General features: G+C 62.7%; 41 protein-coding genes. 37 read left to right on the forward strand and 4 right to left on the reverse strand.

Features of this window, described 5'->3' with window-relative positions:
- Positions 1 to 150: 150 nt before the first annotated feature.
- On the reverse strand, positions 151 to 1,089 hold the full coding sequence (locus P0Y41_RS14645) for a hypothetical protein (protein ID WP_284062035.1): 939 nt from the start codon (positions 1,087 to 1,089) through the stop codon (positions 151 to 153).
- 360 nt (positions 1,090 to 1,449) lie between these two features.
- On the opposite strand from P0Y41_RS14645, the gene P0Y41_RS14650 reads away from it, so the two are divergent.
- Positions 1,450 to 2,106, forward strand: coding sequence for a recombinase family protein (locus tag P0Y41_RS14650; protein ID WP_284062036.1), 657 nt, complete (start codon positions 1,450 to 1,452; stop codon positions 2,104 to 2,106).
- 497 nt (positions 2,107 to 2,603) lie between these two features.
- Here P0Y41_RS14650 and P0Y41_RS14655 read toward each other — a convergent pair whose 3' ends face one another.
- The gene (locus P0Y41_RS14655) at positions 2,604 to 2,843 is read right to left on the reverse strand and encodes a hypothetical protein (RefSeq protein ID WP_284062037.1); all 240 of its coding nucleotides are present in this window, start codon (positions 2,841 to 2,843) and stop codon (positions 2,604 to 2,606) included.
- Positions 2,844 to 2,962: 119 nt separating this feature from the next.
- Positions 2,963 to 3,181, reverse strand: a complete 219-nt coding sequence (locus P0Y41_RS14660; RefSeq protein ID WP_284062038.1) for a hypothetical protein — start codon at positions 3,179 to 3,181, stop codon at positions 2,963 to 2,965.
- Between the two features lie 132 nt (positions 3,182 to 3,313).
- On the opposite strand from P0Y41_RS14660, the gene P0Y41_RS14665 reads away from it, so the two are divergent.
- The 35 genes from P0Y41_RS14665 (at position 3,314) to P0Y41_RS14830 (ending at position 22,043) form a co-directional block, all read left to right on the forward strand.
- Positions 3,314 to 3,508, forward strand: coding sequence for a ribbon-helix-helix domain-containing protein (locus P0Y41_RS14665; RefSeq protein WP_284062039.1), 195 nt, complete (start codon positions 3,314 to 3,316; stop codon positions 3,506 to 3,508).
- Positions 3,505 to 3,879 carry a winged helix-turn-helix domain-containing protein gene (locus P0Y41_RS14670; protein WP_284062040.1) on the forward strand — a complete coding sequence of 125 codons (375 nt, stop codon included), beginning with the start codon at positions 3,505 to 3,507 and terminating at the stop codon, positions 3,877 to 3,879. The genes P0Y41_RS14665 and P0Y41_RS14670 overlap by 4 nt, the downstream gene beginning before the upstream one ends.
- Positions 3,879 to 4,004, forward strand: coding sequence for a hypothetical protein (locus P0Y41_RS14675; RefSeq protein WP_284062041.1), 126 nt, complete (start codon positions 3,879 to 3,881; stop codon positions 4,002 to 4,004). Before P0Y41_RS14670 ends, P0Y41_RS14675 begins: the two co-directional genes overlap by 1 nt.
- The gene (locus P0Y41_RS14680) at positions 4,001 to 4,237 is read left to right on the forward strand and encodes a hypothetical protein (RefSeq protein WP_284062042.1); all 237 of its coding nucleotides are present in this window, start codon (positions 4,001 to 4,003) and stop codon (positions 4,235 to 4,237) included. The genes P0Y41_RS14675 and P0Y41_RS14680 overlap by 4 nt, the downstream gene beginning before the upstream one ends.
- Entirely contained in the window at positions 4,234 to 5,430 is a 1,197-nt protein-coding gene (locus P0Y41_RS14685; RefSeq protein WP_284062043.1) for a beta clamp domain-containing protein, read from the forward strand. The genes P0Y41_RS14680 and P0Y41_RS14685 overlap by 4 nt, the downstream gene beginning before the upstream one ends.
- Entirely contained in the window at positions 5,427 to 6,476 is a 1,050-nt protein-coding gene (locus P0Y41_RS14690) for a tyrosine-type recombinase/integrase (RefSeq protein WP_284062044.1), read from the forward strand. The genes P0Y41_RS14685 and P0Y41_RS14690 overlap by 4 nt, the downstream gene beginning before the upstream one ends.
- Positions 6,477 to 6,683: 207 nt before the next feature.
- Complete coding sequence (locus P0Y41_RS18060) at positions 6,684 to 6,791, forward strand: zinc ribbon domain-containing protein (RefSeq protein WP_390214545.1); 108 nt, start codon at positions 6,684 to 6,686, stop codon at positions 6,789 to 6,791.
- Positions 6,788 to 7,264 (forward strand): hypothetical protein, encoded by a 477-nt coding sequence (locus tag P0Y41_RS14695; protein ID WP_284062006.1) that lies wholly within the window; start codon positions 6,788 to 6,790, stop codon positions 7,262 to 7,264. Before P0Y41_RS18060 ends, P0Y41_RS14695 begins: the two co-directional genes overlap by 4 nt.
- A 191-nt stretch (positions 7,265 to 7,455) precedes the next feature.
- Positions 7,456 to 7,965 carry a hypothetical protein gene (locus P0Y41_RS14700; protein ID WP_284062007.1) on the forward strand — a complete coding sequence of 170 codons (510 nt, stop codon included), beginning with the start codon at positions 7,456 to 7,458 and terminating at the stop codon, positions 7,963 to 7,965.
- A complete protein-coding gene (locus tag P0Y41_RS14705) occupies positions 7,958 to 8,269 on the forward strand; it encodes a hypothetical protein (RefSeq protein WP_284062008.1) in 312 nt (103 codons plus the stop codon). Before P0Y41_RS14700 ends, P0Y41_RS14705 begins: the two co-directional genes overlap by 8 nt.
- A complete protein-coding gene (locus tag P0Y41_RS14710; protein ID WP_284062009.1) occupies positions 8,257 to 9,750 on the forward strand; it encodes a DNA cytosine methyltransferase in 1,494 nt (497 codons plus the stop codon). The genes P0Y41_RS14705 and P0Y41_RS14710 overlap by 13 nt, the downstream gene beginning before the upstream one ends.
- Positions 9,743 to 9,892 (forward strand): hypothetical protein, encoded by a 150-nt coding sequence (locus tag P0Y41_RS14715; protein ID WP_284062010.1) that lies wholly within the window; start codon positions 9,743 to 9,745, stop codon positions 9,890 to 9,892. Before P0Y41_RS14710 ends, P0Y41_RS14715 begins: the two co-directional genes overlap by 8 nt.
- Positions 9,893 to 9,991: 99 nt before the next feature.
- The gene (locus tag P0Y41_RS14720) at positions 9,992 to 10,225 is read left to right on the forward strand and encodes a hypothetical protein (RefSeq protein ID WP_284062011.1); all 234 of its coding nucleotides are present in this window, start codon (positions 9,992 to 9,994) and stop codon (positions 10,223 to 10,225) included.
- Positions 10,218 to 10,433, forward strand: a complete 216-nt coding sequence (locus P0Y41_RS14725; protein ID WP_284062012.1) for a hypothetical protein — start codon at positions 10,218 to 10,220, stop codon at positions 10,431 to 10,433. Before P0Y41_RS14720 ends, P0Y41_RS14725 begins: the two co-directional genes overlap by 8 nt.
- Positions 10,426 to 10,587 carry a hypothetical protein gene (locus P0Y41_RS14730; RefSeq protein ID WP_284062013.1) on the forward strand — a complete coding sequence of 54 codons (162 nt, stop codon included), beginning with the start codon at positions 10,426 to 10,428 and terminating at the stop codon, positions 10,585 to 10,587. The genes P0Y41_RS14725 and P0Y41_RS14730 overlap by 8 nt, the downstream gene beginning before the upstream one ends.
- Positions 10,584 to 10,715, forward strand: a complete 132-nt coding sequence (locus tag P0Y41_RS14735; protein ID WP_284062014.1) for a hypothetical protein — start codon at positions 10,584 to 10,586, stop codon at positions 10,713 to 10,715. Before P0Y41_RS14730 ends, P0Y41_RS14735 begins: the two co-directional genes overlap by 4 nt.
- Positions 10,712 to 11,485 carry a hypothetical protein gene (locus tag P0Y41_RS14740; protein WP_284062045.1) on the forward strand — a complete coding sequence of 258 codons (774 nt, stop codon included), beginning with the start codon at positions 10,712 to 10,714 and terminating at the stop codon, positions 11,483 to 11,485. Before P0Y41_RS14735 ends, P0Y41_RS14740 begins: the two co-directional genes overlap by 4 nt.
- A complete protein-coding gene (locus P0Y41_RS14745) occupies positions 11,482 to 11,742 on the forward strand; it encodes a hypothetical protein (protein ID WP_284062046.1) in 261 nt (86 codons plus the stop codon). Before P0Y41_RS14740 ends, P0Y41_RS14745 begins: the two co-directional genes overlap by 4 nt.
- A complete protein-coding gene (locus P0Y41_RS14750; RefSeq protein WP_284062016.1) occupies positions 11,739 to 11,939 on the forward strand; it encodes a hypothetical protein in 201 nt (66 codons plus the stop codon). Before P0Y41_RS14745 ends, P0Y41_RS14750 begins: the two co-directional genes overlap by 4 nt.
- Entirely contained in the window at positions 11,936 to 12,622 is a 687-nt protein-coding gene (locus P0Y41_RS14755; protein WP_284062017.1) for a hypothetical protein, read from the forward strand. The genes P0Y41_RS14750 and P0Y41_RS14755 overlap by 4 nt, the downstream gene beginning before the upstream one ends.
- A gap of 274 nt (positions 12,623 to 12,896) precedes the next feature.
- Positions 12,897 to 13,235: a hypothetical protein gene (locus P0Y41_RS14760; RefSeq protein ID WP_284062047.1), complete on the forward strand. Its 339-nt coding sequence runs from the start codon at positions 12,897 to 12,899 to the stop codon at positions 13,233 to 13,235.
- Positions 13,232 to 14,140: a WDGH domain-containing protein gene (locus tag P0Y41_RS14765; protein ID WP_284062048.1), complete on the forward strand. Its 909-nt coding sequence runs from the start codon at positions 13,232 to 13,234 to the stop codon at positions 14,138 to 14,140. Before P0Y41_RS14760 ends, P0Y41_RS14765 begins: the two co-directional genes overlap by 4 nt.
- Positions 14,137 to 14,919, forward strand: coding sequence for a hypothetical protein (locus tag P0Y41_RS14770; protein WP_284062021.1), 783 nt, complete (start codon positions 14,137 to 14,139; stop codon positions 14,917 to 14,919). Before P0Y41_RS14765 ends, P0Y41_RS14770 begins: the two co-directional genes overlap by 4 nt.
- 2 nt (positions 14,920 to 14,921) lie before the next feature.
- Complete coding sequence (locus P0Y41_RS14775; protein WP_284062022.1) at positions 14,922 to 15,083, forward strand: hypothetical protein; 162 nt, start codon at positions 14,922 to 14,924, stop codon at positions 15,081 to 15,083.
- Positions 15,084 to 15,168: 85 nt separating this feature from the next.
- A complete protein-coding gene (locus P0Y41_RS14780; RefSeq protein ID WP_284062023.1) occupies positions 15,169 to 15,462 on the forward strand; it encodes a hypothetical protein in 294 nt (97 codons plus the stop codon).
- The gene (locus P0Y41_RS14785) at positions 15,463 to 15,942 is read left to right on the forward strand and encodes a class-II aminoacyl-tRNA synthetase family protein (protein WP_284062024.1); all 480 of its coding nucleotides are present in this window, start codon (positions 15,463 to 15,465) and stop codon (positions 15,940 to 15,942) included.
- Positions 15,943 to 15,945: 3 nt separating this feature from the next.
- The gene (locus P0Y41_RS14790; RefSeq protein WP_284062025.1) at positions 15,946 to 16,680 is read left to right on the forward strand and encodes a hypothetical protein; all 735 of its coding nucleotides are present in this window, start codon (positions 15,946 to 15,948) and stop codon (positions 16,678 to 16,680) included.
- A 3-nt stretch (positions 16,681 to 16,683) separates the two neighbouring features.
- Positions 16,684 to 16,941, forward strand: coding sequence for a hypothetical protein (locus P0Y41_RS14795; RefSeq protein ID WP_284062026.1), 258 nt, complete (start codon positions 16,684 to 16,686; stop codon positions 16,939 to 16,941).
- Entirely contained in the window at positions 16,941 to 17,534 is a 594-nt protein-coding gene (locus P0Y41_RS14800) for a hypothetical protein (RefSeq protein WP_284062027.1), read from the forward strand. Before P0Y41_RS14795 ends, P0Y41_RS14800 begins: the two co-directional genes overlap by 1 nt.
- Positions 17,535 to 17,537: 3 nt before the next feature.
- Positions 17,538 to 18,137, forward strand: coding sequence for a hypothetical protein (locus P0Y41_RS14805; RefSeq protein ID WP_284062028.1), 600 nt, complete (start codon positions 17,538 to 17,540; stop codon positions 18,135 to 18,137).
- Positions 18,134 to 18,406 (forward strand): hypothetical protein, encoded by a 273-nt coding sequence (locus P0Y41_RS14810; RefSeq protein WP_284062029.1) that lies wholly within the window; start codon positions 18,134 to 18,136, stop codon positions 18,404 to 18,406. Before P0Y41_RS14805 ends, P0Y41_RS14810 begins: the two co-directional genes overlap by 4 nt.
- Entirely contained in the window at positions 18,399 to 18,701 is a 303-nt protein-coding gene (locus P0Y41_RS14815) for a hypothetical protein (protein ID WP_284062049.1), read from the forward strand. The genes P0Y41_RS14810 and P0Y41_RS14815 overlap by 8 nt, the downstream gene beginning before the upstream one ends.
- Before the next feature lie 834 nt (positions 18,702 to 19,535).
- Positions 19,536 to 19,742 carry a hypothetical protein gene (locus P0Y41_RS14820; protein ID WP_284062032.1) on the forward strand — a complete coding sequence of 69 codons (207 nt, stop codon included), beginning with the start codon at positions 19,536 to 19,538 and terminating at the stop codon, positions 19,740 to 19,742.
- Entirely contained in the window at positions 19,743 to 20,747 is a 1,005-nt protein-coding gene (locus P0Y41_RS14825) for a hypothetical protein (RefSeq protein WP_284062033.1), read from the forward strand.
- A 585-nt stretch (positions 20,748 to 21,332) separates the two neighbouring features.
- Entirely contained in the window at positions 21,333 to 22,043 is a 711-nt protein-coding gene (locus P0Y41_RS14830; RefSeq protein WP_284062050.1) for an O-antigen ligase family protein, read from the forward strand.
- Positions 22,044 to 22,252: 209 nt separating this feature from the next.
- Here the strand turns inward: P0Y41_RS14830 and P0Y41_RS14835 are convergent, their stop codons facing one another.
- The gene (locus P0Y41_RS14835; protein ID WP_284062035.1) at positions 22,253 to 23,191 is read right to left on the reverse strand and encodes a hypothetical protein; all 939 of its coding nucleotides are present in this window, start codon (positions 23,189 to 23,191) and stop codon (positions 22,253 to 22,255) included.
- Positions 23,192 to 23,551: 360 nt separating this feature from the next.
- On the opposite strand from P0Y41_RS14835, the gene P0Y41_RS14840 reads away from it, so the two are divergent.
- Positions 23,552 to 24,208, forward strand: coding sequence for a recombinase family protein (locus P0Y41_RS14840; protein ID WP_284062036.1), 657 nt, complete (start codon positions 23,552 to 23,554; stop codon positions 24,206 to 24,208).
- Positions 24,209 to 24,210: the final 2 nt, after the last annotated feature.

Genomic DNA, 24,210 nt, shown 5'->3' on the forward strand with positions numbered 1-24,210 from the left:
AATTTAGCACCGTAACCGAGAAAATCGGTCAGGAGACTCGCTCTTGCCAATGTCAGATCTGAAGGATTTCAACAGAGCCCATTAATTGAATTCACACGAATTGAGTACATGCGTTCAAATCTAAATTTGACATTTTGATGCCAATCTCATTCATAGGTCCTCTGAATTCGAATGCAGACGCAAGAGGATCAGCTCGGCCGTGAGTACAGAGAAAAATGGCATGACGAATACCCAATAGTATCTGAGTGATTTAATGAATAATGTGCAGAAATAGAGCACAGAGAGAATCAATGATTGTCCCAAAACAGAATTTGGGCTTGAAGCAATTATCTGGATTGGTTGGCTTCGAACCTTCCGAGATATCAAAATTGCTGCGGGAACACAAACGTGAACAGTCGACACAATCACAAGACCAAGTAAACTCACCCAACGTATCGGATTTATAAGCGGATTTCGCACAGGAGTAGCAACGTAATCTCCCGCAGCAAGCACCGAGGACAAAATAGCTTGCTGGAATGACTCAACACCCCAGATAACCCCAACAGTGCCATAACTGACTGCAATGACAAGCAACCCAGCAGAAATATAAGAGAATACCCACTCGCGGGTACGCTTGCTTCGATGAATACCCCAGAGCAAAATTGGTATTGCCGCTAATGCAGTATATTGAGAGAACATCGCACCTGTGGCGATACTGACGCCTTTCGCGAATGGCTTCTCAGTATAAAGGGCGAAGAGGAGACATACGACGGCAACTGAGCGGACATTAAGGATAGTTCCATTGATCAACGGGAGAGTAGATAGGTAGAGTAGTGCAGCGGCTTCACCAAATATCAAAGAGTAGTCTTGAGCAACCCATCGATAGAGTAAGACTGCTGCAAGTGCATTAGATAATCCAACAAATGCAAAGAACGAAAGCTCGTATTGTCCCGTTTGATAAAATAATACATTGAGGATCTCAAAGAGAGGTGGTTTGTTGTCGCCCGCATTGCCGAGGTAAAGTGCCTCTCCAGAACTAACTGCTTCCGCGACGGGATACCAGACTTCCCGCGCATCGAAAAACAAATTCGAAAGACCTGCTCGCACCATTAGGAATTGGTAAGAAGCCTGGCCAATGGCTACTGTGGCAAGAAATATAGTAGCGAGACGTTCCCGATTCACAATCACAAGGGTAAATGGAAATTCTTGTAATATTAACTGTTGTTCTTCAGCGATGCCAGGGGAATACTGAGAACTTGTTAGCGGCCGATTCTTCTTTGACGCGGTGAAATGAAGTTCGCGAGTGTATCAGGAACCCCGGCAACCACCACCCTGAAATTAGTACTCGATTCTGCGCTCGGATGTGTACTGATCCGGTGTCCGGAGAATCCCCCGAGGGGTGGGGCTGAACTTTAGTCCCTGCCCAGACTGGGCGTAAAGACTAGATATTAAGTGCTCGAAGTGGTGGGCGTGACCGTCGCCTGTTACACCCGCGTTTCCACCGCGAAGCAGAACCTCGAACGGCAGTTGACTTCGACGAAGCAGTACGCCGAGGACACCCTCGGCGCGTCGCTCGCCGAGATCGAGGTCTACCGCGACAAGTCGAGTGGCACCAACACCGCCCGCGACGCCTACCAGCGGCTCATGTCCGACGCGGAGGCCGGCGAGATCGACGCCGTCGTTGCGCACGAGGTCTCGCGCGTCGCCCGCTCCATCACCGACCTGGAGCGCACCGCCGAGCGGCTGCGAGAGGCTGGCGTCGAGCTGCACATCGTCTCCGAGTCGCTGGTGATGAAGCCCGACGAGGAAGATCCGTACCAGCGCGCGCTCTTTCAGATGCTCGGTGTGTTCGGCGAGTTGGAAGCGCGGATCAAGCGTCAGAACATCCGCGAGGGGATCGCGGCGCGCCAGGACTCCGATGAGTATCGGCACGGTCCCGCGCCGCTGGGGTTCGAGAAGGACGACGGTCGGCTCGTCGAGGGCAGCGACTACCACCGCGTCGTTACCGTGCTGGAGCAGGTCGCCGCCGACGAGATGAGCCAGCGCGCGGCGGCGCAGGAACTCGATGCCGGTCGGAAGACGGTCCGGCGGGCGGTGAACGAGCGCGCAGAACTGTACGGGTTGTAGCCTACTGCCGCCGACCGTATGACATTCCGAGGCGCCACATCAGCGGGACTGCGATCATCGGGATGAACGCCGCCGTGTTCGTTGGCTGGAGCGCGCCGAGAACTGCTGCCGCAGTCGCTACGACGGCCGCGATCGTCTGAACCCATCGGTTCCCGAGTAACCCATCCACCGCGTCGCCTGCGGTCGGCTCTTCTGACATAATTCCGATTCCTCAACAGACCGTCTTAGTTTCGACGGTAAGTTAACATAATCAACGAGTTACTCGCGGCGCGGTGCATACTGTATTTCGCGCCCCAGACCGTCCCTCCGTGTCGCTTTTCTGTTTTGCATATATCTGAGAGCGTAAGAAGCTCCGAGAAGACATACCAGTGAAAGCGGGACAAGAGTGAGTGTCGAAGCGATACCCGATCCGGCTACTTCTGATGCGGTTATTCCTGTAACAATCCCGATGGCGCCGTTTTCTAACACACGCTGATCCCACGGCAATCGATCAACTGTCATTTCTGCGCTCGGTCGACTGGTGCCGCCGGCGAGCCGCGCGAGACGCCGACCTGCTCGCGGAACTCCTCGTACCCGTCGCGATCCTCGATGGACTGCAACAGCGACTCGTTGATTCGCATCAGCTCCGGAACCACTTCCGCCGCCTCGATGTCCTCGCGCCACCCCTCCGCTTCCCCCGGTCGGAACAGCCCGAACCCCTCCACGTCTGCGACTAAGCGGAGCAGATCGGATCGCATCGATTCTATCATGTTGGATATAGCTTCCGTTGTTTCACTTTCACTCCGGGTAGTAGGCTGACCCCTAATACCCTCCCGGCGTTACACGATAGTGCCGGTGCCGGGGAGTCCGGTTGCACTCACTCGCCCCCGTCGTCCTCGGGACCGGCCATCAGCGACGGATCCGCAATCGCCGCCTGCATGAGGTTCCGAATCGCTTCGGAGCGAGACATGTTCAAGGGAACGTGCCCCTCGATCTGGGCTTTCTTCAAAGCCCGGTCGAAGTCGTCCTTGAACTCCGAACTAACTGTGGTGGTGACGTTGTGGGTTTCGTCACCGCCATCTGAGGTTGCACTCACACGCGCGATTTGTGGCGCAGTAAGTGAATAGCTTAGGTACTAAGTCACTAACTTAATCAGGTCTACGGATACATGGTGAAACAAGTGCAGCACCAAAATGACTAAGTTAACCACCTACTAAGCAGGGGGCGCATGGCGCTATCAGCCAACGTGACCGTCACCATGCCGATGGAGATGGTCAACAACATCGACGAAGAGGCCGATTTGCTCGGGATGAGCCGCGCGGAGTACATCCGCAACGCTGTTCGGACGGCCAACGGAACGCCGTTCGACTACCCCAACGATCTGCTCACCGAGAAGAAGAACGCCGCAACGACCGAAGCATGAACGGGGGCCAGTCTCACACCACGCCTGCCAGCGAGTCCGAGCCGACCCCCGAGTCGTCGAACGAGGCCGAATCCCGTAAGCCTGCCGTCACCGACGAGTCCCCTGACTGGGATCTCATCGGGGCGGTCGCGGCCTCGGAACACCGCGCGGCCGTGCTCGAACGGCTCGCGGAGAGTCCGGCGACGCCGTCGACGATCGCGGAGGCTACCGGCCTGGACCTCTCGCACGTCTCTGGGACGCTTGGCGACCTTCGCGAGCGTGGCGCCGTTACGCTGCTGGTGCCCGAAGAGCGCCGGAAGGGCCGCCTGTACGACGCGACCGACGCCGGCGAACTCGTCGCCGACCGCGTCGCCGACGTGGGGGGTGTGTGATGGCGCGCACCGTCTACACGGTCGAGGGTGACCTCGGTGAGTTCAAGACGTACTCGGCTGGGACCGCATCGGCCTACGCCGAGATCGGGCGTCGCGTGACCGCCCAATCGGAGAGTGACGCATGAGTGCCGAGACGCCCGCGTACGTCTCGGACGGGTTGGTGGTCGACCATCACGACCCGCACGAGTTCATCATCCGGTGCCCGAGCTGCGGGCGGCAGGGCTCGCGGGGCGACCGTCCGGGCGAGAACGATCGCCGTTGCAGCCGGTGCAACCGCATCATGGGTGTGACGCCCGTGCGGCCCCAGCGCTCCGGGTGGGCCGCCGACGCCGCTCGCGAGGAGGAGGTGCGTCCATGAGCGACGACCTCCCCGAGACGGTGTACGAGAGTCGCCGCCGCGGCAATGGCGGCGGGATGTTTCACCTCGACGAGGAGTGTCGGCAGCTCAAAACGACCGAACCGCGGCCGGTTGCGCTGTCTACGCTCCCGCCGGCGTTCCGCGAGTGGTGCGGTGTGTGTGGCCCCGACGGGCGAGCACAGCGACCCCCCGAGAACGCCTCGGGGAAGTGCGCGGACTGCGGTCGGCACGTCGGTAAGCCCGCGCTCGACGAAGAGGGCGTGTGCATCGGATGCCAGTCCGACGACGAGGACGATCGGCGCCTCGTCGCTGACGGTGGTCAGGTCGTCGAGGACGACCGAGAGAACGAGTTGGCGCAGGAACCCGCGGAGGAAGCGCGTGTGTCGTTCACGACCGCGGGCGACCCGCTCCGGTCGTTCCTGCGGTACCCGGCGCCGCTCGTGGACGAGTGTGTCGCCGTGTTCGACGACGACGGCTTGCAGATCAAGGCCGTTGACGCCCCGAACGTCGGGATGGTGGATGCGTCATTCCCCGCCGAGGGGTTCAGTCGGTACACTGTCAGCGGCGACGAAGACCAGACCGGTGTGAACCTCAAGCGGTTACGGAAGACCCTGAAGTGGGCGCGAAAGGGTCGCGGGAGCAACGACGGCGATCCCGTTGTGGTGGACGTGTTCGACCGCCGGATTCGCGTTCGGATTGTCCGCGAGGACACCCGTATGACGCGGCGCTCGGAGTGGTTCGCGATCGACCCCAACAACATGCGACCGCGTCCAAGTTTCCCCGGTCTCGACCTTCCGAACCGTGCCCGTCCGTCCATCGACGCGCTCGGTGACGCGGTCGCCGCGATCGACTCTCGGCACGACTACGTCCGCGTCACTCGCGACGGCGAGACGTTGGTCTTGGAGTCGCGGAAGGACGCCGACCCGGACGACGACACGACCGCCGACCGCGTGACCATGCTCGGTTGTGCGTGGGACACCCGCGACGACGGCGCGGAAGCGTGCTCGTCGCTGTTCAGCATGGACTATCTCGCCGATATGGTCGACGCCCTGAACGCCGCGAAGGCCGACGATGTGACCCTCAAGTGGGGCGACGAGTTCCCAACCGTGCTTCAGTTCCACAACGAGGACTGGGGCCACGAAGGCCGGTTCATGCTCGCCCCGCGGATCGAAACCGACGAGGACGAACCGTGAGCGACGCGCCCGACCTCTCTCCCCGGGAAGCCGCCCAACGGTGGCTCGACAAGCGCGCCGTGTCGCTCGCGGAGCACACCCTGACGGACTACTGGTACCGGCTGAAGCAGTTCGTCGACTGGTGTGAGGAGGAGGAGATCGAGACGATGCGCGACCTCACGGCGTGGGACATCAACCAGTGGGACGCGAAGCGCGCCGGCGACGATCTCGCCCCGGTCACGCTTCGGAACCACCAGCAGACGGTCCAAGACTGGTTGCAGTGGGCCAGCGACGTGGGACTCGCTGAGGACGGCGTCGGCGACGCGATCGAGGTGCCCGACATCAACCGCAGCGACCACGTCTCGGAGGTTCGACTCGCGCCCGATCGCGGCGAGGCGCTACTCAAGGCGTGGCGCTCGTCGCCGAACCGCGCCTCGAAGCACCATGTCGTGCTCGAGATCCTGTGGACGGTCGGCTGTCGGATGGGCGGCCTCCGCGGGCTCGACGTGAGCGACGTGGACCGGTCGGCCGGCGTGTTGGAGTTCCGGCACCGGCCGGACGCGGACACTCCGCTGAAGAACGGCGTTGAGGGCGAGCGCGACGTTGGCATTCCCGACGCGACGGTCGAGGTGTTGGACGAGTGGATCAGCGTGCAGCGGCCGCAGGTTCGCGACGACCACGGTCGGGCGCCGCTGCTTCCGACGACGCACGGCCGCGTTTCGTTGACGACGCTACGGAACTGGTGCTACTACGCGACCGTTCCCTGTCGTTACCAGGACTGCCCTCACGGCGAGAAGCAAGCGACGTGCGACTGGTTCGCGGGTCGCGGCGCCTCACAGTGCCCGTCCTCGCGGTCACCGCATCAGGTCCGCTCGGGGAGCATCAGCTGGCAACGTAACCGCGGCCTCGGCGTCGAGGCCGTCGCGCGCCGTGTGAACGCGAGCGTCGCCGTGATCGAACAGCACTACGACCATCCGACGAAGCGCGAGGAGTTCCGCGAACGCGAGTCGCACCTCATCGACTCGTTGGATCTTGAGGCCGACGAACACCACGGTGAGACGCTATGATCGGAAAACCGCCCCAACCCACTTCTGACCCTATCACGAATCGACAGCCGGTAGCCTCTTCCTTATCCCACGGAGGTGAACGGCGGTGAGCCGCACCCGTCGCGTCGATTTGTCGGCGCTTCCCGCGCCGATCTGCACGGTCTGCGGCTCCCCGATTGGTGAGGACGATCAGCGGTGTCCGGCTCTCGATGATGGGAGGTGTTCTCCGTGAGCTACTGCCCGAGCTGCGGCTCCCGACTCGTTACACGGACGCCGTTTGGCAGCGGGATCCCGCGCCGCGTCTGTCCCGAGTGTCCTGGAGGTGACGAACGGTGAGCACCGACGACCGCCGCACGCTTCCAGACGCGGCCGAGGTGACGGTCTCCGACGCCGTCAGCGGCGACGTGCTCGATTTCGAGGCCGCGATGGGCGGTACCTCGTGGGACCGCGCCGACGGCCTGCACGCGCTCATCGAGCGGGCGAGCACCTACGGCTGGCGTGTGTCTCTCCCGGACGGAGAGGACGCACACAGCGTCGCCCTCGCGGACGAGAGCGGCGCGTTCGTCGGTTGGTGCGACTGCGAGGGCTATCACTGGAACGACGGGCCATGCGCTCATCTCTGCACGCTTCGCAAGGCCGCGTTCATCGGCGGCGAGACGACGACCGGCGAGCGCGTCCGGATCGCGTCGACCGCCGTCGAGGACACACCGTCAGGTGAGGCCCTACCGGACGGCGGCCACCAGATCGATCGGGCGCTTCGAGAGGATGCCGTCGGCGACCGCCGCGTCGGCGGGGAGGGTCGCAGATGACGGATCGGCCGTTCGCGACCGTCTCGGCCCGTCAGCGACGGCGGTTCCGGCGGTCCTCGCGAGCGCGCACACCCGAGGGCGCGCACGAACCCCGCGCTACCCCCTCCCCGGGGGTGTGTAGCGGAGGCCCGTTCCCCGTCGCCGTCTGCGTATTACACGAACACCAACCTGCTACACACGGAGGCTATCTGATGCCTCGCAACCAACAGAGTAAGAGCAACGACAGCGCGCAGTTGTCCGTCCGGTGCGACGCCGAACTGAAGGAGGACTACCAGGACGTGCTCGACGAGCGCGGCGACAGCATGAGCGACGACCTCCGCCGACACATGGAGGCCGTCGTTCGACGCGAGCGCGGTCGCGACACCTCCGACGAGTTCCGTCCCGACGACGACACACTGGCGCGCGTCTACGACGCCCTGCTGGCGTTCGCGAACGAGGACCTGAAGCTGACCCTCGACCACTACGACAGCGCGGTCGCCAACGAGGCCGACGTGAAGAAGGGGAGTCTCGATGCCTTCACCCACCGGCTCCAGCGAGAGGGCTACGTGAACCTGTCCGGCGACGGGCCGAGCGTCCGGCACTCGAAGACCTACGTCCGGGTGAAGCCGCCCGCGGCCGACCCCGACGAGTGGATCCACCGGCACCGGACCGTGGCCGAGCGCCGAGAGGCGCGGCGTGGGGGTGTTCCCGCCGATGACTGATGATCACAACGCGGGAGGTTCTCAACTCGCGCTCGACGACCATTACTGTCCGTCGCACGAGTCGCTACGTGCCGCCATCACGCCATCTGAGACCGGGAAATGCCTGCGGCTGGAGAGTCCCCACGGGACACTCTCGTGGGTTCTTCAGAGCGCCAACGGCAACATGTGGCGCGTTGCTGAGTTCAACAACCAGTGGAAGAAGACGTCCATCGGATTCGCGATCAATCGCGTGAACAGTAACGGGCGCTGGAACTGGAGCTACGTGCCGCTGTCGGACATCGAGGTGGAACCATGGGCGATATAGACGAATCTGGAGGTTCTCACCTGACCGCCGTGGACCTGTTCTGCGGCGCTGGAGGATTCAGCCACGGGCTCGCACTCGAATGCGAAAATCTCGGCTACGACGTGCGACTGATCGCCGTCAACCACGACGACGACGCGATCGCGACGCACAAGCGGAACCACCCGTGGGCCGAGCATCACAACGCGAAAGTCGAGGAGCTGCACCCGCCGAAGGTCGTTGGTGACGACGACGTGGACCTGCTCGTCGCCGGCCCGGAGTGTACGCACTTCAGCAGAGCCCACGGATCGCAACCCGTCTCCGAACAGCGCCGCGCGAGCCCGTGGCACGTCGTCGACTGGGTTCAGAAGACGCAACCCGAGGCGGTCCTCGTCGAGAACGTCCCGGAACTGAAGTCGTGGGGACCGATCGACGACGACGGGAAGCCGACGCGAAACGGCGAGACGTTCGAGGCGTGGGTCGACGTGATCCACTCGCTCGGCTACTCGGTCGACTACGACGTGCTGAACGCCGCCGACTACGGCGACACGACTTCGCGGCGTCGGCTGTTCGTCGTCGCCCGCCGTGGCGGTCGTGCTACCCACCCGGAACCAACACACGCGGAGTCGCCCGGCGAGGACCGCGATCCGTGGCGGTCGGCCGCTGAAGTGATCGACTGGAGCGACCGCGGATCGTCCATCTGGACGCGCTCGCGGCCACTCTCGAACAACACGATGCAGCGGATCGCACAGGGTATCCGCGACCACTGTGACGACGACCTCGCCGACTACGCGGACGTGGTCGCCGGGATCGGCCCCGACGACATCGAACGGATGCAGGAGGATGTCGTTTCGGTCGACGACCTACCCGACGCGCTCGACGAACGCGACGAGCCGTTTCTCGTGTCCGCGACGGCGTCCGCGGCGACCGACGGCGGAACTCGGATGGTGATGGGCCAGCAGTCGAACGCCCGTGCTCTCGACGCCGACACGGAGCCGGTGCCGACGATCGCGACGCGCGGCGCCGTTCACTTCATCGAAGCGCAGCCGTTGAAGCCGCGGAACCTGCCGGCTCGCGGGCTTCACTCGAACGCGACCTACGAGGCAGACGACCGGCCGCTTCACACGGTGACGGCAAGCAACCACGACGGGCACCTGGTCTCGCCGTTCCTCGTCGAATACTACGGGAACAGCGACACGGCACCCGTCGACGAGCCGTTGCCGACGGTGACGACGAAGGATCGGCACGCGCTGTGCGTTCCGAACCTCTCACCGCTGGGGCTCGGGCTCCGGTACCGGATGCTCCAGCCGCGGGAACTCGCCGCGGCACAGGGCTTCCCGAGCGACTACGAGTTTGTCGGCGACACGAAGGCGTCGAGGACGGCACAGATCGGGAACGCTGTCCCCGTGAACCTTGCCCGGGCACTGGTCAACGAGGCCCTCACGTCGACGGCCCCGAGTCTGAACAGCTACGGCAGTCCCGAGGAGGCTCCGGCGGATGACTGAGCCGGATGCAGTAGACGACACAGATATTCCTCAGTCGCGGATCCGCTGTCTCGGCTGCGGGAACATCGAGAACAGCGTGAAAGAGCACCGCCGGCACATGGCCCGTGCGGATCACCTCGACCACGGCGAGACCTACCTGTAGGCCCCGCCGGCGACTCCTTCTTACGGTCGCAAGTGATTAATTCCATAGCTGAATACATCACTAACAAGACTTGTAGGCAAAACCACCGTTCACGCGAACATGGGAGTGCAAACACTCCACGAGAAGCAGAACGGAACCCAGCGAACGTATCACGTCGTTTCTGTCGAAGACGCGACCGGCAAGACGTTCCCGCACACCTTCGAGGACACCGCGGACGGAATCGAGTACCGCGGCGCCGGTGAGCCCGGCGAGATCGACGAGCGCGACGACGCGCCCGCCTCGGCCGTCTCGACGTTGGAAGCGTACACCGGCGAGGAGCTGGGCGATGACTGACGCATGGACGTTGGTGTGGGCCTACGGAACGGCCGGCATCCTCGGCCTCAACGTCGGTGCGATGTTGGTCGCGAGGTTCCCGACAGACCCGCTCGGCTACTGGGGCGGGGTCGGTCAGGGGATCGCGCTGGCGCTACTCGCCGTCGGGATGCTCGGTCAGTATGTCACCCTCATCGAAGAGTCGGATACGGAGGGTATCAATGCCTGAGACGTACGAACAGGCCAAGGAGGCAGGCGTTCGGACGCCGGGCTGGGACTGCGCCAACTGCGGCCGGCCGGGCTTCGAGCACGAGATGGAGCAGACCCGCGACGGCGAGGGGCGGATCTGCTATCGATACATCTGTCCGGGTGGTGAGACATGACCTGCTTCAGCGGGCCGTTCATCGCCGCAGGGTGTGCAGCGGCTATCACGTTTGCCGTTGTAGTCACGCTGTTCTGGCTGATCATCGGCGCCGCGGTAACGCTGGCAGCGATGGAGGGGCCGACGTGAGCGAGGCCGTCGAGTTCGGCTCGAAGGCGGCTGCGGACCGCGCTCGCGAGGAGCACGCCGATCTCGTTTGTCCCGTGGACGACGACAAGCGGATGCGGACGGTCCACTTCGTCAGCGACACGCCCGACACGCTCCTTGACCGACTCCGCGCCGAGGCCGACGAGGGAACCGCCCAGCGCGAGGACCGCGGCCCCGGTCAGGTCGACCTAACCGACGCCGAACGCGGGCGCCTCGACTTCTCGAAAGGCCGGGCAAACGTGCTCTGGGCGCGCTCTATCAAGGGACTGGCCGCCCGCCACGGTGTGAGCGACTGGACGAGCTACGTCGACCCGACCCTCACGGTCGACGAGCACCGCGAGGTGATGGAGAACGCCGGCCAAGAGGGCGGCGGCGCCCGCGCCGATCCGGACCAGCGCGACGCCGACCGGGAGGCGAACGCAGCCGCCACCGAGCAGGCCGAAGGCTGCAACCACGCCCGCGGCCACTGCGAGCACGGCGACCCCGACGCCTGCGAGTTCCTCCAAGAGGCGTGTGGGTACTCGGAGGCGGAGGTATCCGACCTGCTCACGGAGCCGGACCCAGCACCCGGAGACGGGCCGACCGACGACGATGCCAGCCCGCTATCGCCGCCGGACGATCTCGAGGAGCGCGTGTCGGTGCGTACCTCCGGTCGGTCCGGGGCTATCTCAACGCGACCGACGCTGTCGCCGAGCACATCGAGAAGCTGCGCGAGTCGCTGGAGCACGCGAACGACGCGGCGCGGGCGGTGAACGGCATCCGAACCGACGCGGGGCTGGAGCCGATCCACTTCACGAAGCTGGAGGATGCGAACGCCGACCTCACGGATCTTGTGCGGATGGTCGCGACGACCTGCGAGGAGTGCCATGCAGACCACTCCGAACACGGTCACGACGTGACCGCCGGCGACCGCGAGGACGTACGAGAGGCGGCCGTCGACGGTGCGGGTTCGACGCCCGTCGGCGTGAGTGACGAAACCGAACGAGCAGCTACGGAGGCAGACACATGACACAGATCACGATCAGCGACCCGACCGAGGTACAGGCAGGCTACTGGAGCGCCGAGATTGTCGAGGATGGCGACCTCATCGCAGAAGCGCACCTCTCGCCCGATACGCTCCCGGACTTCGACGACCCGCGCGAGTTCCGTGAGTTCCTCGAAGCGATGGCTGAGGGCGTCGGTGCGGCCGAGCACATGGACCTATGAGCGGCCACACCTGCCCAGCCGACGACTGCGATTTCGGCACTGGCGAGTTCAAGACCGCGAACAGTGTCCGCTCGCACATCAACGCGATGAGCGACGATCCCCACGCCGACAAGGAGGCGCTGCGAGCCGAGCTCGAAGCTCAAGAGCCGGGCGACGAGGGGGGCGACGAAGGGGTCGAAAGCGCCCCCGAGGGCCCCGCTACCGAGTCCCCGGCCGAGGAGAGCGGGGAGAAGGGCGAAGAACAGGGCGGAGAGGGGCGCGAGAGCGCCGAATCCGAGGCGACCGAAGCGGCCCCTGAAGGGGGTGCTACCGACGACAGCATGGCAACCGACGACGAGTACCAACAGCAGCAGGGGAACAGCGAAGGCGAATCGAGCGACGGCAGCGCTTCGGAAGGCGATTCCGAAGGCGACGAGAGCGGCGCCGGAGGGGGCGCTTCAGGGGCGGAAGCGGCCGCCGCTGGGGGCCTGCTTGCCGGCTCTATCGGCGGGGTGTCCCCTCCACTCTTGCTCGGGCTGGCCCTTGGGGCGGTGCTCTTGGTGCTCCTCGTCACCGCCGACGGTGGCGGAGGCGAATCAGGCGATCCAGCCGGCTCAAGCGGCGCGGAAGGGGCGGAACCGGGGGGCGCTGAAGCGGCCCCTGAAGCCGGTGCCGGCGAGTCCGGGGGTGGTCTGACCGCATGAGCGACCCCGAAGAGCAAGCCGAATCCCCAGACGGCAGGGCTGAAGAGAGCGCCGACGAGGGGGCGCCCGAGGGGCCGAAAGCGCCCCTGAAGGGGCCGCTACCGAGGGCGGTAGCGACACCGGCGACGAACAGCCGGACATCGAGAGCGACGAGCAGGCGATCGTCCCCAGCGACATCGACCCCGACGATGTTGAGGCGGAGGCCGGTGCCGACGACGAGAACGAGAGCGAGGACGCCGGCGACGACGCCGCCGAACCGACCGAGCCGGGCAGCATGGCGGACGATGCGAACCCGGATGCGTCGGTCGCGAAGGCTGGCGAGATGTACGTCTCGGTCGTCAAGTCCGTGACCAACGCCCAGATCCGCAAGCACGGCGGCGAGAACGAGCTGGGGCGCGACCACTTCGAGCAGTACGACCTCGCGGACCACTTCAACGAGACGATGGACATGATGGGCGTCGGGAGCGACCTCGAACCGCACGAGGCGCTACTGTTCGCTACGGTCCTGTCGATGGGCGACGGCCTCACTCGTGAGACGGACGTTCTCGACAAGCAGATCGACCGGCTGATGGAGAAGGCGATGGGCGGAACCGGGGGTGAGGCGGCCGCATGAGGGGGATCAGAAACCGCGCCGTCCGCAAGATGATGGCGAAGCTCAAGGAGATGGGCGCGATCGACCACCTGACCGGCATCATCGCCGGCGCCGAACACGAGGTACTGACCGCCGCCAAGCGCCTGGAGGACGCCACCGACCAGGACGTGATCGGCGAGGTGCCGGCCGTCGAGATGCGCCGAGACTCGCTCGAAGCAATGATCGACGCGATGGCCGGCGGCTCGTTCGACGACCTCTGGCTCGAAAACGTCGCGCCCGAACTCCTCGACACCACCGACGGCGTCGAGGGTATCTCGGCGCCGACGCCGACGAGTGGGAGGCGCAGATCGCCCGCTGGGCGGAGACGTACCGAGAAGGCGGCGCCGAGGGCTCCGACCGAGCGCTCGCCGACCACCACGTTCGGAACAAGTGGGGCGTGGACCTCGCGACGTTCGAGGATCGCGTTGTCGAGTTCGACGGAGGAGAGGCGGCCGAACGACTGTTCGCAGCGAACTTCCGCGCCGCCTGTACGGTCATCCACAACGCCGCAGACGAGCTGGAGGGCGACGCGGATGAGTGAGACCGACAGCGAACCGAAGGACAAGACCGACGTGTACCGCGAGCGGAACCTGAACGCGCTGCTGGCGCTCCGGGCGCTGAGTCTGCTCGATCAACACAACCTCGCATACGTGCCGATGGGCTACTGGCACGACACCGACGACGTGAACGGCGACGAGTGGGCGGTCGTGTGGGCCGACCTCCCCGACGAGGGACAGGCGGGCTGGCATGTCCCCACCGAGATGGTCCCCGACTGGCTCCCCGAGCGAGATCCCGAGTACGACGGGTACAGTACGCCCGAGAAGAACCGCCGGGTGGCGCTCGCGGCCGGCGTCGACCCGGACGCCGCAGGAGTTCGCGAGCCGTGACGCGCCGGCTCCTCGGCGCCATGAGCGGGCACGGGAAGTCCTTCGTCGGGCAGTCGATCATCGAGCGCAACATCCCCGAGTTCGAGCACGTCGCCGTCCTCGACTTCAAGGACGAGTACCGCGGGCTGGTGAAAGCCGGCTTCGCCTCTCACTTCATCGTCGGTCCTCGGGAGGCGTCGTGGTCCGTCAAGATGTGGGAGTCGTTCATCGCGGAGAACGGCGCCGTCGTGCTCGCCCGCTACAACCTTCCGCCGGAGGAGTGGCGGACGGTCTGTGCCCGCATCATCAAGGCCGCGCGTCGCCTCGGCGACTCTCTCACGGCCATCGACGAGGCGCACTTCGTCGCCCCGCAGACGGGGAAGGTGCCCGACGCTATCGAGGGGCTGGCAACGACCGGCCGCGGTGAAGGTGCGTCCTCGTTGTGGATCACCCAGCGGCTCGCGAAGCTGGAAAAGACGGTCGTCTCACAGTGTGACGAAACGGTACTGGGGGCGTTCAAGGCCAAACAGGACCGGAACCAGATCGAGGCCGAGTACCCCGTCGACGTACACAACCCGTCCGTCTCGCGCGTTCCGTCGCTTCCCGAGGAACTGCACGCGCCGGACGCCGGGCCGGTCCCGCTGCGGCAGTTCGAGGACGACGCGGGCCACATCATCGGCTCGGAGTGGATATTCGCGAACACGGCCGGCGAGATGGACCGTTGGGACACCCGCGGCTTGGAGATGGAATCGACACACTACGGCCCGGAAGGCAACCCGATTCACGACCCGAACCTCTGACCATGGCCCGAGAACGCACCACGCTGAGCGGTGAGGACGCCGAACAGTTCGCGGACATCCGCGAGGACCTGAGCGAGCACCGCCGCGGCGAGCTCTCGAACGCCGAGGTTGTGCGCCGACTCATGGAGATGTGGGAGAAAGAGCAGTCGCCCGGCCGTCGCTGATCACCAGCGACGCAATCAGGACACACGCGACGCAATCCCTGCGCAGGCCGCCTTTTTCGCCCCCTCTCATCGGCCCGGGTGTAGCATGGCAGACATGGCAGAGGCGTTCGACGCACTCGCATCGACCGAACTGTGGGAGTCCGTGGCCGCGATCTTCGCGGGCTTCATGGCCCCCACGGTTCTCAAGAACCTGACTTCCGGCGTCGCGCCGGACATGGTGAAGGACAACCCCGAGGTATACGGGCTCGCGGTCGCAGCCGGCGGCCAGCTCTCCCCGATGTACTCCTACGAGATCAGCATCGGCGGCGGCCTCTACACGGTCGACAAGGCCGCGGAGCGGTTCGACATCAAGTCGACGGTTCAGGGAGTGGGGGCGTAGATGACTGAAACGCTTTCCAACCTCGGCACGCGGCAGGTCGAGGCCACCGAGAAGACCAACGTCGTGGATCAGGCGACCTCGGTCCTCGGCTTCTCGCCCATCGACGGGATGGTCCTGGAGATCTCGAACATGGGCGGCGCGGGCTTCCCCATCCAGGCGAAGCTCCGCGACTCCAACGACGACCCGCTCCCGCTCGACACGGAGGTGACGATCCGATGGGACGCACCCCACCTCGATCAGCCGCAGGTCGTCTCCTACAAGCTCTCGAACATCGGCACGTTCCGCCGTCTGAGCATCAAGGAGCAGCAGAACGAGGAGTACCGCGACCGGACCCGTGTCGAACTCAAGGGCTCCGCGCTGGTCGTCGAGGACATCGAGAGCGTCGAGGTGTTCCTCGAGTCCTCGGAGCAGATCGACTGGGACAACTCGGAGTTCTACTTCGACGACAAGGCCGTGACCGTCCGGTCCGGGGGGGACTGAGCGATGGCGGACGAATCCGCCGTGCGCTCGCGGCTGAAGTCGGCCAGCATCAACCGCGACGAGTTCACCAAGGCGAGTTTCGACTTCACCGCCGGCACGCCCGGCGAGCGGACCGAGGTCGCTTCCGTGCAGGTCAACCGGGCGCACATGCTCCGCGAGACCAACGCCACGGAGTACGCCATCATGGCGTACCAGGAGTTCACGACCGACGGGACTGCGGACAACCAGGAGACGTTCAACCTCTCGCACGACCTCATCGACTCCGGAGCGGTCGACACCTCGCTGCTACTGTACGAAGGCGGTTCCGTCGTGCAGCCCGACTCGGTGGACTACGACGCCAACACCTTCGACTACACGAGCGGGGGCACCGACACCACGCTGGGCGTCTACTACGCCGCGGGCGATCAGGCCCAGCTCGAACTCGTCAAGGAGGCACCGAACGGGACGAAGGAGACCGTCGACTCGCGGCTCATCAACAAGCTGCACCTGCGTGACAACGCCAAGGAGCCGGTGAATCTCTCGCTCGGGCGGTCGTACTGGCAGCGGTACGTCCCGACCGACTGGACGCTCTCGCTGTACGTCGACGCGCCGTACACGGCGGCGTTCATGCAGGACGTCGACGGCGACGGCGAGCCCGAACCGGCGGCCAACGCGCTGCTGTCGATCCCCTACTCGGCAGCCACCGGCTCCATCGAGGGGCTGGGCGCGGTGGTCCGCATGGACGCCGCGAGGCGGTAAACAATGTCCGGCGGACTCACGCCGGCCGCGACTGGCGGCGCTCCGACCGGCACCGAGCCGTCGGACCGTCTCACGACCATGACCGACGGCGCCGCCATGCCGGGGTACGTGGAACCGGGCACGCCGGCACAGCCGGGCGCCCCGGTGTTCGAGAACGCGCTGGCGGGTACCTCGGTGACACCCGAGGACATCCAAGTCGCGGCGGCGCTCATCAACGTGCTGCTGTTCGCGTCGCTGGTGTACGTGGAGGTGAACCGCTGATGGTGGGCGGACTCACCGGCCCGTCGTGGGACCAGGACGGCGGCGGTGGCGGGACGACCGACACCACCGACGACACGGACTCCGGCGGCTCGGACGACTCCGGCGGTTCGAGCGACTACACGAACGACACCGAGGACATCGAGCAGGACCAGACCAGCGACGACCTCGATCTCGGGCAGGCCGACGGTGGCGGGCTCGAATACGACAGCGAGGACTCGGCCGGCAACGTCGTGGACTCGGACGGCGACCCGGACACGGGCGGCGTCACCATCATCAGCGACAACAACAGCGACGACCCGGCGGCCGACGACGCCCAGCAGGATCTCACCGACGACGCGCTCGACACTATCGGGGGCTCGGACGGATCGGACGGTTCGGGCGGGTCGGACGGGTCGGACGACACCGGCGGCATCGAGAGCGGGGTAGTCGACAGCGAGAGCGGCGAGTACACCGACGGCGCCGACACCGACAACCAGCCGGACAACACGCCCGCCGACACAGAGACACCGGGAGTCGGCGGCGACATCGGCAATCCGGCGCTGCTGGCGCTGGCACTCGTCGTTGTCGGCTGGGTCATGTACGGGGGTGAGTAGCCCGTGGCGGATGTTCGAGTTCGGCGCGTCGAGTTCGAGGGTCCGGCCGCGGCGGGGGTTCCGATCCCGATCCGCGTCGGCGTCAACAACAACGAGACGGCCGCGTTCTCGTGGGAGGAGAAGACCTGCAACACCGGCGGCGAGTACGGACACAAGACCGACGTAACCCTCGTCATCCGCGACGCTGCCGGCGAGAAGGTCTTTGATGAGACGGTCCGCGAGTGCGTCCCCCGGAACCGTGTGGGGCAGATGCTCGGGGCGAACGCGGCTGTCGAGTTCGACCCGGAGCTTCCGGCGGGAGAGTACACGGTGGAGGCGACCGTTTCGGTCATCAAGGAGGAGCGGACGCACTCCAGTACGCCGCGGTCCCTGACCGTCGAGGAGGACAGCAGCGCGCTTCCTGGTGGCGACGACCCCGGCGGATCGAATCCGTTCGGCGGGGGCGGCGACGACCAAAGCGATGACGGCGGAAACAACCCGTTCGGCGGCTCGGGCGACGCGCTCGGGCTGCCGAACAGCAAGGTCGTGCTGGCGCTCGTCGCGCTGCTGGCTATCGCGTGGCTGGCGAACAGCGCGAGCAACACCGCGGAGGCGTTCACATGATGGACCTACTGGCGAGCTACGCGGTGCAGGTGTCAGCGGGTATCACCGCCACGTCGGCGCTCGGCATCCTCTACGAGGCCCACCGGATGCGCGGCGCTGTCGAGCGGAATAGCGAGCGGGGCGCAGCGAACAAGACGCGGTCCATCGGCAATCGCCGGTGGCTCCAACGCTTCGGGGCGCGGCTCGTTGGCAACGAGAAGTACCAGCCGCCGCACCGCTTCGACCCGGACGAGGAACCGCGACCCGACGGAGGGCGACAGGATGGCTAACATCGAGAACACCGAGTACGAGGACATGACGGACGAGGAACTGAAGCGGGTCCGGGAGAAGATGGACCGACGCACACCGGCCGGACCGGGCGGCCGTGAGCAGTGCGACGGACAACCGACAATCGAAGCGGCGATCGCTGGCGTTCTACGACCGACTCCTCCCGAGCGAGGCTGCGTGTCGATCGCCCATCGCGCGTCACCAAGAACCCCGACCCCGGACGGACGGTTCCCTTCAGACGACGGCGCGTACAGGACACGCCGAGTGCTGGACGACTCCGGCGAGAACGGGCGGTGACGGGTGGACTACGTTCACGACCACCGACGCAGTCCCGGTAGCGTGTTCTATCTCGCCGATTCTCTGCCACTGGCTCGGAAGGTCCGCGGCGACGATCTACGACGGCGATCCGCGACACCGACGAGGGAGACAGCGACAATACCGGGCCGCGACGGCCAACGTCGGACCACCGACCGACATCGACGACATGACGCGCTACACCTTCGCGGCGGCGCACGCACGAACCGCGGCTTTCGACGACTCCCGACGTAATCAATCCGGACCAACAGCGTCGGGAGCCGACCCCGAGACGCGTCGGCGTCAACCACGATCCAGCCGCGTCGGTTTCGACGCAGAAGGTCGAAGGGGCGAGTGCCTGAGAATGGTACTTGGCGGGATACCACGACGCAGGAGGTCCAGACAAAATTCGACTCCCGTTCGTGACGCTCGGCGAGAACGGAGACCCGAGCGCGGACCACCGGCGAACGCGGTGCAGTTCGCCCGACAAGCACGGATGTAACACGCAAACGCCCGGCTCGTCGGAACGCTACGACAGCCTGACGCAAGCGATTTCGTCGCACGTCGACTGGCGGCGACCGACGCCGAAACCCTTGCCGTCTCTCGACGTGCCTGAGGGAGCTGGAGTGCTGGTCGACGTACAAATCCGACAACTCGGGCGACGTGTTCGCGTCGGTGACGCCGACACACAGGAGTCGCCGCTGACGACCGGCCGTACGCCCGACTCGCTGTTGTTCGAGCGTCACGAGATACGTCACTCGACACTCCACGTTTCGGACGCCGAACGCTGGGTGACAGCTGTCGTGGTCACGTTCGAGCCGGAGGCGAGTTCGAAGCGTGCTCGAAAGCATTTCGAGCATCAGCGGATCGAACCTCGGGTACCTCCTGTTTGGGATACTCCTGGGGCTGGGCGTCCCGTTTCGGTACGGTATGGAACGGATCCGGGGACTATCCCGCGCAGCACTCGACAGACTCCCGTACAAGCCGCCGCAGACGAGCCGATCCGACCGAGAGAACACCAAGACCGACATGGAGGACAACTAAATGCCAGAGAGAACGCCGGCGACCGGCCCGAACGCGATTCGGGGAAGAGACATCGAACCTAAATCGGTAAGTACAGAGGAATCGTTTACCGATCCAGGGAATAGGACACACACGCGCAAACTGCCCTTGAGAGATGCAATAGAAGTTGATATTGCGAGTGGCGACAGCATCCAAGCCGCAATCGATGAGGCAGCCGCCCCAGATTCACGGAGGAGTGGATCGGTCAGAATCCAAAAAGGTCCCATCACTAACGACTTCCTCGGAGACGTGTCCGCAAACGATACGTTGCCAATCACAATCGAGGGTGGCGTCACGCTCTCGCTATCAGGGGTGTGGCTCCGAGAGACGGCATCGTCAGCCGGTTCGGTGTTCGATTTGAAGCCAAACGCAACTGTCTACGCCGATGGGGCAATGCTATCGGAGTCGAGCGGTGTTGGGTCGTGGTTTCGATTTAACGCGGATCTTGAATCTATTGCGAGCCAAGATCAAACGGCTGTCTACGGCTACCCCCGTGTTGACACGACTAACGGCACCCCAATTGTTGAGTTTCGACAGACGAACGGGAATAGCGTTGTCGGCGGGTACGCCGAAGTCCACGCGTGGAACGCGGGCGGCGTCGCGCGCTTTCATTCTGGCGGAGCAAACGGCTGGGCGAATATGAATCGTGTGGAGGTCCGCGGCAACGTTTCTGCTGGGGAGGCTTTTGTGTTTGATTACGATGATGGCGTTGAAGTCACCCTCAACGTGGTCAATTCACACGGGTTGAATTTCACCGGCGGCGATCGGATCGCACTCTTCGACAACGCGGACTCAACTACTGCCGGAGTGCGGGCAAACGTGTTGCGAGGGACGATGTTTGACGTTGCGTCAGTAACGACCCCGTGGGAATGGACAGCCAACTGCGACAGTAATAACAAGGTTATCCGCAGGTGGCCAACCGTCGCGGCAGGGATAAACGACTCTGGGGACGAGACGAACGAAGCGGTCGCCGACATGACGATCTAAAAACTCGGATTGGCACCTCATTTTTCAGTCTTTCCAGCCGAGTGTTCCAACGGATTGGCAAAGTCTAAATTCGGAGCGATGTAGGCATGCATATCGAATGCGACCTCAAATCTATACTCGCCTTTTTGCTCTACTACTTTCTTTGCCGATCATCGGCCACTTCATTCCGTACGGTTTTGATCTCGGCTTATATATTACACCGCGTATGATAGGTGTCTTTTTTGTAGGTTCTTTCGCATTTATAACGGCAATCAAAGAACGATATGTCAGGCTCACGCACTCGGATATTGGAATTTTTGTTCTACTCTCTATCTTGATCGCCAGTTCATCTTGGTCTCCAAGTCCATACGAATCTATGCGCCGAGCTATTGATCTCGGCTTAATGATGATTTATTATGGATCTATCGTAGTATATCTCGGTCGAGATGATGCTCTACAGGAACTCATCCGAGTACTTCTAATTATCTCGACTTTGTGGGTAGGATACGGAGTGTTCGAGATCGCTTTCGGCGACCTCACGCAGGTATTGTCCCGTATATTAGCCGAAACGAACTTTCGCGCAATCTCTTAGCTCTCATCCCACTCATGGCACTCGTCACCCATTGGAAGACCGGATGGACAAAAGTGGCGTACGTGGGGCTGACTGCGTCTATGATTTTCCTCATTCCTCTTTCGGGTTCCCGGGGAGGTATCGTTGGGCTTGTTTTCGTACTTGGTGCATTGACTATACTGTTTCTTCGGTCTATCGCCGAACTGGAACTCTTGAGACTACTTCCAGCTGGAGCTGTGGCAGTCATATTATTCGGCCTCGTTGTACTTGCTGCAGTCCATATCGGCATATTCCCACAAAGACTAACGAGTATCCCGCTCACAGCGGGCGCGTTCTCGCCTGAGGTTTTGGGACCGCAGCGCTATGATGTTCACAAAGCGGAGCTTGTTACAATTCAGCGGCACTGGTTGACTGGTGTCGGATACGAAGGGTTTGTTGTCTTGACTGAGAAAATGTACGAGATCGGCTCCTTCCGGGCACACAATCTGATTACACGTGTCTGGATGGCGGCTGGTATTGGACCAGTTCTCATACTGCTGGCAACCGGATTATCCATCATTCGCAATTATACTCGAGCGATCTACAATCTGGATAGTATAGATCAGATGTACCTCTCAGCACTCTTTATTGGATTTGGTGGGATCACCGTCGCCGGAATGGTCAACATCGTGATTGACGAGCCACTTTGGTATGTCTTGATTGCTGTCGGGAGCAACTTGATTCCGGAAGAATCCAATAGGAGTTGAATGCTCATTAATTGGCTCTGTTGAAACCCTCTTGCTGTCGTGCGATTTGTTGAGACGGTAATTTAGCACCGTAACCGAGAAAATCGGTCAGGAGACTCGCTCTTGCCAATGTCAGATCTGAAGGATTTCAACAGAGCCCATTAATTGAATTCACACGAATTGAGTACATGCGTTCAAATCTAAATTTGACATTTTGATGCCAATCTCATTCATAGGTCCTCTGAATTCGAATGCAGACGCAAGAGGATCAGCTCGGCCGTGAGTACAGAGAAAAATGGCATGACGAATACCCAATAGTATCTGAGTGATTTAATGAATAATGTGCAGAAATAGAGCACAGAGAGAATCAATGATTGTCCCAAAACAGAATTTGGGCTTGAAGCAATTATCTGGATTGGTTGGCTTCGAACCTTCCGAGATATCAAAATTGCTGCGGGAACACAAACGTGAACAGTCGACACAATCACAAGACCAAGTAAACTCACCCAACGTATCGGATTTATAAGCGGATTTCGCACAGGAGTAGCAACGTAATCTCCCGCAGCAAGCACCGAGGACAAAATAGCTTGCTGGAATGACTCAACACCCCAGATAACCCCAACAGTGCCATAACTGACTGCAATGACAAGCAACCCAGCAGAAATATAAGAGAATACCCACTCGCGGGTACGCTTGCTTCGATGAATACCCCAGAGCAAAATTGGTATTGCCGCTAATGCAGTATATTGAGAGAACATCGCACCTGTGGCGATACTGACGCCTTTCGCGAATGGCTTCTCAGTATAAAGGGCGAAGAGGAGACATACGACGGCAACTGAGCGGACATTAAGGATAGTTCCATTGATCAACGGGAGAGTAGATAGGTAGAGTAGTGCAGCGGCTTCACCAAATATCAAAGAGTAGTCTTGAGCAACCCATCGATAGAGTAAGACTGCTGCAAGTGCATTAGATAATCCAACAAATGCAAAGAACGAAAGCTCGTATTGTCCCGTTTGATAAAATAATACATTGAGGATCTCAAAGAGAGGTGGTTTGTTGTCGCCCGCATTGCCGAGGTAAAGTGCCTCTCCAGAACTAACTGCTTCCGCGACGGGATACCAGACTTCCCGCGCATCGAAAAACAAATTCGAAAGACCTGCTCGCACCATTAGGAATTGGTAAGAAGCCTGGCCAATGGCTACTGTGGCAAGAAATATAGTAGCGAGACGTTCCCGATTCACAATCACAAGGGTAAATGGAAATTCTTGTAATATTAACTGTTGTTCTTCAGCGATGCCAGGGGAATACTGAGAACTTGTTAGCGGCCGATTCTTCTTTGACGCGGTGAAATGAAGTTCGCGAGTGTATCAGGAACCCCGGCAACCACCACCCTGAAATTAGTACTCGATTCTGCGCTCGGATGTGTACTGATCCGGTGTCCGGAGAATCCCCCGAGGGGTGGGGCTGAACTTTAGTCCCTGCCCAGACTGGGCGTAAAGACTAGATATTAAGTGCTCGAAGTGGTGGGCGTGACCGTCGCCTGTTACACCCGCGTTTCCACCGCGAAGCAGAACCTCGAACGGCAGTTGACTTCGACGAAGCAGTACGCCGAGGACACCCTCGGCGCGTCGCTCGCCGAGATCGAGGTCTACCGCGACAAGTCGAGTGGCACCAACACCGCCCGCGACGCCTACCAGCGGCTCATGTCCGACGCGGAGGCCGGCGAGATCGACGCCGTCGTTGCGCACGAGGTCTCGCGCGTCGCCCGCTCCATCACCGACCTGGAGCGCACCGCCGAGCGGCTGCGAGAGGCTGGCGTCGAGCTGCACATCGTCTCCGAGTCGCTGGTGATGAAGCCCGACGAGGAAGATCCGTACCAGCGCGCGCTCTTTCAGATGCTCGGTGTGTTCGGCGAGTTGGAAGCGCGGATCAAGCGTCAGAACATCCGCGAGGGGATCGCGGCGCGCCAGGACTCCGATGAGTATCGGCACGGTCCCGCGCCGCTGGGGTTCGAGAAGGACGACGGTCGGCTCGTCGAGGGCAGCGACTACCACCGCGTCGTTACCGTGCTGGAGCAGGTCGCCGCCGACGAGATGAGCCAGCGCGCGGCGGCGCAGGAACTCGATGCCGGTCGGAAGACGGTCCGGCGGGCGGTGAACGAGCGCGCAGAACTGTACGGGTTGTAGCC

Origin of the sequence: Halobaculum halobium (assembly GCF_030127145.1) — an archaeon.
In the GTDB taxonomy this organism is placed as follows: Archaea; Halobacteriota; Halobacteria; order Halobacteriales; family Haloferacaceae; genus Halobaculum; species Halobaculum halobium.